This window comes from Caulobacter sp. P1_B12_2, from assembly GCF_056406675.1.
Window position 1 is genome coordinate 1 of record NZ_JBFTZS010000211.1, and the last position, 7,730, is coordinate 7,730.

Sequence of the window (7,730 nt, forward strand, 5' to 3'; positions counted from 1 at the left end):
GTTTGGGCTCCGGCGGTGTCAGCGCAGGGAGCGGAAGCCCTCGCGGACGTCATGGACGAGCGCGGCCGGTTGCTCCCAGGYGGCGAAGTGTCCGCCCTTGGGATGCCGGTTGTAGTAGGCCAGCTTGGGATAGGCCTTCTCGGCCCAGGCCCGCGGCGTCGCATACAGCTCGTCCGGGAAGGTGCTCACGACGACCGGGATCTTGACTCCCTTCGGCGTGAAGAATGGCAGCTTGTTCTCCCAGTAGAGCCGAGCCGACGAGACGCCGGTGTTGGTCAGCCAGAACAGCGTGACGTTGTCGAGGACGTCGTCGGGCGTGAGGCCTTCCGGCTGTTCGTCGAACGCGCGGGCGATCATCTCCAGGCTTCGCGCGTCGTGGTCCAGCATGAAGGTCGCCAGCCCCATGGGGGAGTCCGAAAGGCCCACCAGGGTCTGGGGCCGGGTCCCCATCTCGAAGGCGTAGTAGACGTGCTGGTAGAAGAAGACGAGCTCGTCATAGACGCTCTTTTCCTCGGCCGTGATGCCGGCGGGGGCGGGCGCGCCGCCGAAGGCCGCGGTGTTGAGGTCCACCGGAACGGCGCCCGGCATGTTGACGTGGATGCCGACCAGTTCCGGAGGCGCCTGGACGGCCATCATCTCGGTGACCACGGCGCCCCAGTCGCCGCCTTGGGCGACGAACTTCTTGTAGCCCAGGCGCCGCATCAGCGTGGTCCAGGCCTTGGCGATGCGCTCAGGACCCCAGCCGACAGCGGTCGGCTTGCCCGAGAACCCGTAGCCGGGCATCGACGGGATGATGATGTGGAAGGCGTCGGACGCCTCGCCGCCGAAGGCCGTGGGATTGGTCAGCGGCTCGATGATCTTCAGCTGCTCGACCACCGAACCGGGCCAACCGTGGGTCACGATAAGCGGCATGGCGTCGGCGTGCTTGGAGCGCACGTGGAGGAAGTGGATGTCCAGCCCGTCGATCTCGGTGATGAACTGGGGATAGCTGTTCAGCCTGGCCTCGACCTTCCGCCAGTCGTAGCGGTCGCGCCAGTGGATGAGGATCTGCTCGATGGTCTTGAGCGGCACGCCCTGCGAGAAGTCGGCAACGGTCTCCTTCTCGGGCAGCCGGGCCTGGACCAGACGGCTCTTCAGGTCGGCGAGCGCGGAGTCGGGCACGTTGATGCGGAACGGCCGGATGGCGTCGCGGCCGGCGGGGGAAGCGCCGCCGCCGCCGGGCGCATCCAGGCCGAAGCCTTCAGCGGACACGGTCGTCGCCGCGCCGACAATGGCGGCCGTCGCGGCGGTGGTCAGAAACTGCCGACGGGTCTTGGGGGAGAATTCCGAAGTCATGACACATCTCCTGTTTTGCGCCTCGGCGCTGTCAGCGAGGAATTCGCTTGACGAGGAGAAGTATTGGCCATTGCCGTTGGATTGATATGGTACCTAGGTATCGGGTATACCTCAGTATCATTCGCGGATCATGGCGAACTCTAATGGTATACGAAGGGGTCATAGATATTCGATCCCATTCGTGATCATCTCGCGTTCCTAGAGTTTCGCGAAGATCAGGCATGGACACCGACGCCAAAGGACAGTCGCCCGACGAGGGGCCAGAGCCCCTGGCGCCTCTCGAGGTCGATGAGGCGGAGCGGCAGCGGCGCGCCTACGTGAATCTGATCGAGGGCCAACGGCTGAGCCAGACCGGAAGCTTCACCTGGGACTTCCAGCGGGGCGAACTCCTCTGGTCCGAGGAACTGCTGCGCATCTTCGAATTCGAACCCACCACGACGGTGACGACGGACCTGGTCGAGAAGTTCGTGCACCCCGACGACCTGCCGGCCCATCAGGCCACGGTCGCAGGCGCCGCCGCCGGCGTGGAGATCGACATTTCCTATCGGATCGTGACCGCCAGCGGCGTCCTGAAGCACCTGCATGCCGTGGGGCATCGCATCGAGCACCACGGCGAGCGGCCGGTCTACATCGGCGCCACGCAGGATGTGACGGAACGAAAGGTCGCCGAAGAAGCCCTGAACAAGGCGCGCGCGGAGCTGGCCCACGTGGCGCGCGCGGCGACCCTCAGTGCGCTGACCGCGTCGATCGCCCACGAGGTCAACCAGCCGCTGACGTCCCTGATCACAAACGCCAGCACCTGCGTTCGCATGCTGGCCGCCGATCCGCCCAATCTCGAACTGGCCCAGACCACGGCCCAGCGCACCATCCGCGACGCCAACCGCGCCTCGGAGGTGATCTCCCGCCTGCGGGCGATGTTCGCGCGCAAGCAGCCGGCCATGGAGCCGGTCGACTTGAACCAGGCCGCAAGCGAGGTGCTGGCCCTTTCGGCGGGCGAGCTTCAGGGCGCCGGGGTTGTGGTGCGGACCGATTTCGCCGAGACCTTGCCCTCCGTCCTCGGCGACCGCATCCAGCTGCAACAGGTGATCCTGAACCTGGTCCTCAACGCCATCGACGCCATGCGTGGTGTGGACGCCCCGCGCGGCCTGCGGATCGCGACGGCCTTCGACAGCTCGGGGCAGGTTCGCCTTACGGTTCGCGACGAAGGAACCGGGATCGGGCCCGAGGCGCTGGAGAAGCTGTTCGACGCCTTCTACACGACCAAGAGCCATGGCATGGGAATCGGCCTGTCGATCAGCCAGTCCATCATCCAGGCTCACGACGGTCGCCTCTGGGCCGCATCGAACGACGACGGGCCCGGCGCGACATTCTCATTCTCGATCCCGAGCGGCGACGCGGGTTCGAGCGACCTCTTCTCGAAGGACCTCTAGTGGCGATGCGTAAGCTTGTGTCGGTAGTCGACGACGACGAATTCATCCGCGAAGCCCTGCCGGACCTGCTGAAGTCGTTCGGCCTGGACGCCCGTCCGTTTTCCTCGGCGGAAGAGTTCCTGGCCTCCGACAGCCTGGATCGAACCGGCTGCCTGGTCCTGGACATCAACATGCCGGGCATGACGGGACCCGAGCTGCAGCAGGAACTGGCCCGACGCCGACACGCCATCCCGATCGTCTTCATCACGGCCAACAACGATGACGACCTGGGCCAGAAGATGCTGAAGCGCGGCGCCGTCGCTTGCCTGAGGAAGCCCTTCAGCGACACGGCGATGATCGAGGCGGTCAACGCCGCGCTTGAAATCGGGTGAATATCGGCCATGCATTTGACTTGGGCGCAGATCGCCAGTTCCGGCTCGAGGCCGCCGCCATGTCAGCCCTGCCAGACACCGTCTTCGTCGTCGATGACGACGAATATGTTCGAGAGGCGCTCGAGACCATGATCCAGGTCGCCGGCTGGCGGGCGCGCACCTTCGCCTCGGCGGATCTCTTCCTGACCTGCCCGCCGGCTTTGGGCCCCAGTTGCCTGGTGCTGGACGTCAACCTGCCGGGCCTGAGCGGGCTGGATCTTCAGGCGGTCATCGCCGACGCGCGGGGCGACATGCCCATCATCTTCATCACCGGCCATGGCGACATCCCGATGTCCGTGCGGGCGATGAAGGCGGGGGCGGTGGAGTTCCTGACCAAGCCGTTCGCGGAAGCGGTTCTGCTGGACGCCATCGCCGCGGCCCTGGAGCGCAGCCGTGTCGCCGTGGGCGACCGGCTGGTGCTGCAAGCGCTTCGCGAGCGCTACGCCACGCTCAGTCCCCGCGAGCGCGAAGTCATGGGTCTGGTCGTCCGCGGACTCCTGAACAAGCAGGTCGGCGGCGAGCTCGGCATCACCGAGATCACCGTGAAGAAGCACCGGGGCCGCGTGATGGAGAAGATGCGCGCCCGCTCGGTGGCCGAACTGGTCAAGTTCAGCGCCAGCCTCGACGGCGCCGCCTAGGCGTTCGGTCGGCTGCTCCGAGGTTCCCGCGATCCTGTCCACTGATTTTCACGCTCACGCTTTGCAATCGCCCTCGGAAGGTCTATATGTGATCCATCCCTTTTGCTCAATTTCAGCATAAGGGGCGACGTCGGAGCGGGACTTAACGATTTGTCCTCCGTTTCCGGCGTTTTTTGAGGCCCTGGAAATGCTCAGTTTGAGCATAAGAGAGGATCACATGGCCGACGGCTTCGCGTCTCCCCGGGCGCCCCTCGCCTTCACCCCCGACGTCGAAGCGGCGACCGCCGCGACGTGGGACAAGGTCAAGCACCAGGTGACTCCGCTGGAGTGGCAGATCCACGCGCCGCTGATCGCCGAGATCAATCGGCTGAAGCGCGAGAAGAACGCCGTCATCCTGGCCCACAACTACATGACGCCCGAGATCTTCCATGGCGTGGGCGACTTCGTCGGCGACAGCCTGGCCCTGGCTCGCGAGGCGGCCAAGTGCGACGCGGCCGTGATCGTCCAGGCCGGCGTGCACTTCATGGCCGAGACCAGCAAGGTGCTGGCCCCGGAAAAGCGCGTGCTGATCCCCGACCTGCGGGCCGGCTGCAGCCTGGCCTCCTCGATCACCGGCGCCGACGTGCGGCTGATCAAGCAGCGCCACCCCGGCATCCCCGTCGTGACCTACGTCAACACCACCGCCGACGTGAAGGCCGAGACCGACATCTGCTGCACCAGCGCCAACGCCGTGCAGGTGGTGGAGTGGGCGGCCCGCGAGTGGGGCGTCGACAAGGTGATCCTGATCCCCGACGAGTTCCTGGCCCGCAACGTGGCGCGCCAGACCTCGGTGAAGATCATCGCCTGGGCCGGCCGCTGCGAGGTGCACGAGCGCTTCACCGCCGGCGACATCGCCGACATGCGCGCCGCCTATCCCGGCGCCGACATCCTGGCCCACCCCGAGTGCCCGACCGAGATCCTCGAAGCGGCCGACTTCGCCGGCTCCACGGCGGCGATGAACGACTATGTGGCGCTGAGGAAGCCCAAGCAGGTGGTGCTGATCACCGAGTGCTCGATGGCCTCCAACGTCCAGGCGGAGTCGCCCGGCACCCAGTTCATCGGCCCCTGCAACCTGTGTCCGCACATGAAGCGGATCAGCCTGCAGAACATCCACGACGCCCTGCTGTACGACCAGTACGAGGTGACGGTCGATCCCAGCGTCCAGATCCGCGCCAAGCTGGCCGTCCAGCGGATGATCGACCTGCCGCCGCCGCTGGTTCCGGCCCGCTACGACCTGGTCAAGGCCAAGCACCACGTGGACGTGGAGCTGATCTAGACCCGCTTTCCGCCTCGTTCGCGTCCCCAAGTTCCCGGCCCTTCCCGTGTAACCGGAAGGGAGTGGAGTGTAGAATGACCGACCGCATCACCTTCGACGGCCCCGTGATCCTCGGGGCGGGCCTGGCGGGCCTCACGGCCGCGCTGGCAGCCGGCAAGGCCCTGGTGCTGTCGCCGACGCCGCTGGCGACCGGCTGCTCCAGCGCCTGGGCTCAGGGCGGCATGGCCGCGGCCCTGTCGGACGAGGACGCTCCGGCCCTGCACGCCGCCGACACCATCGCGGCCGGCGCGGGCCTCTGCGATCCGGCCGCCGTCGAGCTGCTGACCACCGAGGGCCCCGCTGCCGTGCGCGCGCTCGCCACGCTGGGCGCGCCGTTCGATCGCCAGGCCAACGGCGACTTCGTGCTCAGCCTGGAGGCCGCCCACGCCAAGGCCCGGGTCGCCCGGGTCGGCGGCGACGGGGCGGGCGCGGCGATCATGGCCGCCGTCATCGCCGCCGTTCGCGCCGCGCCGTCCATCGAGGTCCGCGAGAACGCCCGCGCCCGGCGTCTTCTTCAAGACGCGACAGGTCGCGTCGTCGGGCTGATTGCAGAGATCGACGGCGCCCTGGTCGAGATCCTCGCGCCCGCTGTCATCCTGGCGACCGGCGGGGTCGGCGGCCTCTACGCCGTCACCACCACGCCCGCCCAGGTGCGAGGCGAGGGCCTGGGCCTGGCCGCCCTGGCCGGCGCCGAGATCGCCGATCCGGAGTTCGTGCAGTTCCACCCCACGGCCATCGACATCGGCCGCGACCCGGCGCCCCTGGCCACCGAGGCCCTGCGCGGCGAGGGGGCGATCCTGCGGAACCGCGACGGCCGGGCGTTCATGGCCGACTATCACCCGGCTCGCGAGCTGGCCCCGCGCGACGTGGTCGCCCGCGCCATCCACGCCGAGCGGGCGGCCGGTCGCGGCGCATATCTGGACGCCACCGTGGCGGTCGGCGCCCACTTCGACCACGAGTTCCCCGCCGTGTTCGCCGCCTGCATGAGCGCGGGCATCGACCCGCGCGTCCAGCCGATCCCGGTGACCCCGGCCGTGCACTATCACATGGGCGGCGTGGCCACGGACCTGGACGGTCGCACCAGCCTGCCGGGCCTGCTGGCCGCCGGCGAATGCGCCAGCACCGGCGTGCACGGCGCCAACCGCCTGGCCTCCAACAGCCTGCTGGAAGCCGCCGTGTTCGGGGCTCGCGCCGGCCGCGCGGCCAAGGGCCTGGCGCTTCACCTAGGCCTTGCGGGCGGCGAACCGGTGGCGACGACGCCGGCCCCCGACCTGCCGAACGCCGCACTGCAGATCCTGCGCCAGGCCATGAGCCGCGACGCCGGCGTGATCCGCGACGCCGACGGCCTGGCCCGCCTGGTCGCCGTGCTGGACGCCCTGGAGACCGCTCACGGTCCCGCCCCCACCCTGGTCGCCGCCCAGCTGATCGCCCGCGCCGCCCTGGCCCGCCAGGAAAGCCGAGGCGGCCACTTCCGCGCCGACTTCCCCGCCACGGCCGCCGCCGAGCGCACTTTCGTCACCCTCCAGGATCAGGAAACGGGCCGCGCGGTCCGTTACGCCGCCGAATGATCACGCCCCTCGACGACCTCCTCGTCCGCCCGATCATCGAGATGGCCCTGGCCGAGGATCTGGGCCGGGCCGGCGACATCACCGCCCAGGCCTGCATCGACGCCGACGCCCGGCTGCCGGTGGTGTGGGCCGCGCGGCAGGACGGCCGTGTCGCCGGCCTGTCCTGCGCCCGCCTGGCTCTGGCCGCCCTGGACCCGACGGCGCGCTTCGAGGTGGTCACCCCCGACGGGGCCGACGCCGCGCCGGGGGCGATCCTGGCGCGCGCCGAGGGCAACGCCCGCGCCATCCTGGCCGCCGAGCGTACGGGGCTGAACCTGCTAGGCAAGCTGTCAGGCATCGCCACCCTGACCCGCGCCTATGTTCGCCTGGTCCAGGGCACCAAGGCCACCATCGTCGACACCCGCAAGACCACGCCGGGCCTGCGAGCCCTGGAAAAGTACGCCGTGCGCTGCGGCGGCGGGATCAACCACCGCTTCGGCCTGGATGACGCCATCCTGATCAAGGACAACCACGTCGCCGCCTGCGGCGGGGTCGGCGAAGCCGTCCGCCGGGCCCGCGCCTTCGCCGGCCACCTGGTCAAGGTCGAGGTCGAGGTCGACGGCCTGGACCAGTTGGAAGACGCGCTGAAGTACGGCCCCGACGTGGTCATGCTCGACAATTTCAGCCTCGAYGACCTGAAGACCGCCGTCGCCTTGGCCAAGGGCCGCGCGGTGCTGGAGGCCTCGGGCGGCGTCAACCTGACCACCGTGCGGGCCATCGCCGAGACCGGGGTGGACGTGATCAGCGTCGGCGCCCTGACCCACTCGGCCCTGGTCATGGACATCGGCCTGGACGCGGCCTGAGGCGAGAGTTCTCGGCCCGGGCGACGGCGGCTTTCCGACCAAGCCCGGAGGATGGCGCGCGGAAAACGATTCAGCGCCTGTCGGGAGACCCGCAGGTCGTTCGTCCTGGAGACACAAGCAGCTCGGAGAGAGGCCATGCGGAACAAGATCGGC

The 7,730-nt window shown here is 68.8% G+C and carries 7 protein-coding genes; 6 read left to right on the forward strand and 1 reads right to left on the reverse strand.

What is annotated here, in order from left to right; translation table 11 throughout:
• Window positions 1–18 precede the first annotated feature (18 nt).
• Entirely contained in the window at window positions 19–1,335 is a 1,317-nt protein-coding gene (locus AC1DZ6_RS14180) for an epoxide hydrolase family protein (RefSeq protein WP_477097805.1), read from the reverse strand.
• A gap of 221 nt (window positions 1,336–1,556) precedes the next feature.
• On the opposite strand from AC1DZ6_RS14180, the gene AC1DZ6_RS14185 reads away from it, so the two are divergent.
• From AC1DZ6_RS14185 to nadC, 6 genes are all read left to right on the forward strand, one after another.
• Entirely contained in the window at window positions 1,557–2,765 is a 1,209-nt protein-coding gene (locus AC1DZ6_RS14185; RefSeq protein WP_477097806.1) for a sensor histidine kinase, read from the forward strand.
• A 5-nt stretch (window positions 2,766–2,770) separates the two neighbouring features.
• Window positions 2,771–3,136: a response regulator gene (locus AC1DZ6_RS14190; RefSeq protein WP_477097807.1), complete on the forward strand. Its 366-nt coding sequence runs from the start codon at window positions 2,771–2,773 to the stop codon at window positions 3,134–3,136.
• Between the two features lie 59 nt (window positions 3,137–3,195).
• Complete coding sequence (locus AC1DZ6_RS14195; RefSeq protein ID WP_477097808.1) at window positions 3,196–3,813, forward strand: response regulator transcription factor; 618 nt, start codon at window positions 3,196–3,198, stop codon at window positions 3,811–3,813.
• A gap of 217 nt (window positions 3,814–4,030) precedes the next feature.
• Window positions 4,031–5,128, forward strand: a complete 1,098-nt coding sequence (gene nadA, locus AC1DZ6_RS14200; RefSeq protein WP_477097809.1) for a quinolinate synthase NadA — start codon at window positions 4,031–4,033, stop codon at window positions 5,126–5,128.
• Between the two features lie 74 nt (window positions 5,129–5,202).
• Window positions 5,203–6,735 (forward strand): L-aspartate oxidase, encoded by a 1,533-nt coding sequence (locus AC1DZ6_RS14205; protein WP_477097810.1) that lies wholly within the window; start codon window positions 5,203–5,205, stop codon window positions 6,733–6,735.
• Entirely contained in the window at window positions 6,732–7,577 is an 846-nt protein-coding gene (gene nadC / locus AC1DZ6_RS14210; RefSeq protein WP_477097811.1) for a carboxylating nicotinate-nucleotide diphosphorylase, read from the forward strand. The genes AC1DZ6_RS14205 and nadC overlap by 4 nt, the downstream gene beginning before the upstream one ends.
• The last annotated feature ends 153 nt before the right edge of the window (window positions 7,578–7,730 follow it).

Coding starts and splice junctions, on each gene's coding strand:
- AC1DZ6_RS14185 (WP_477097806.1), top strand. CDS start 1,557: ATGGACACCGACGCCAAAGGACAGTCGCCCGACGAGGGGCCAGAGCCC.
- AC1DZ6_RS14190 (WP_477097807.1), top strand. CDS start 2,771: ATGCGTAAGCTTGTGTCGGTAGTCGACGACGACGAATTCATCCGCGAA.
- AC1DZ6_RS14195 (WP_477097808.1), top strand. CDS start 3,196: ATGTCAGCCCTGCCAGACACCGTCTTCGTCGTCGATGACGACGAATAT.
- nadA (WP_477097809.1), top strand. CDS start 4,031: ATGGCCGACGGCTTCGCGTCTCCCCGGGCGCCCCTCGCCTTCACCCCC.
- AC1DZ6_RS14205 (WP_477097810.1), top strand. CDS start 5,203: ATGACCGACCGCATCACCTTCGACGGCCCCGTGATCCTCGGGGCGGGC.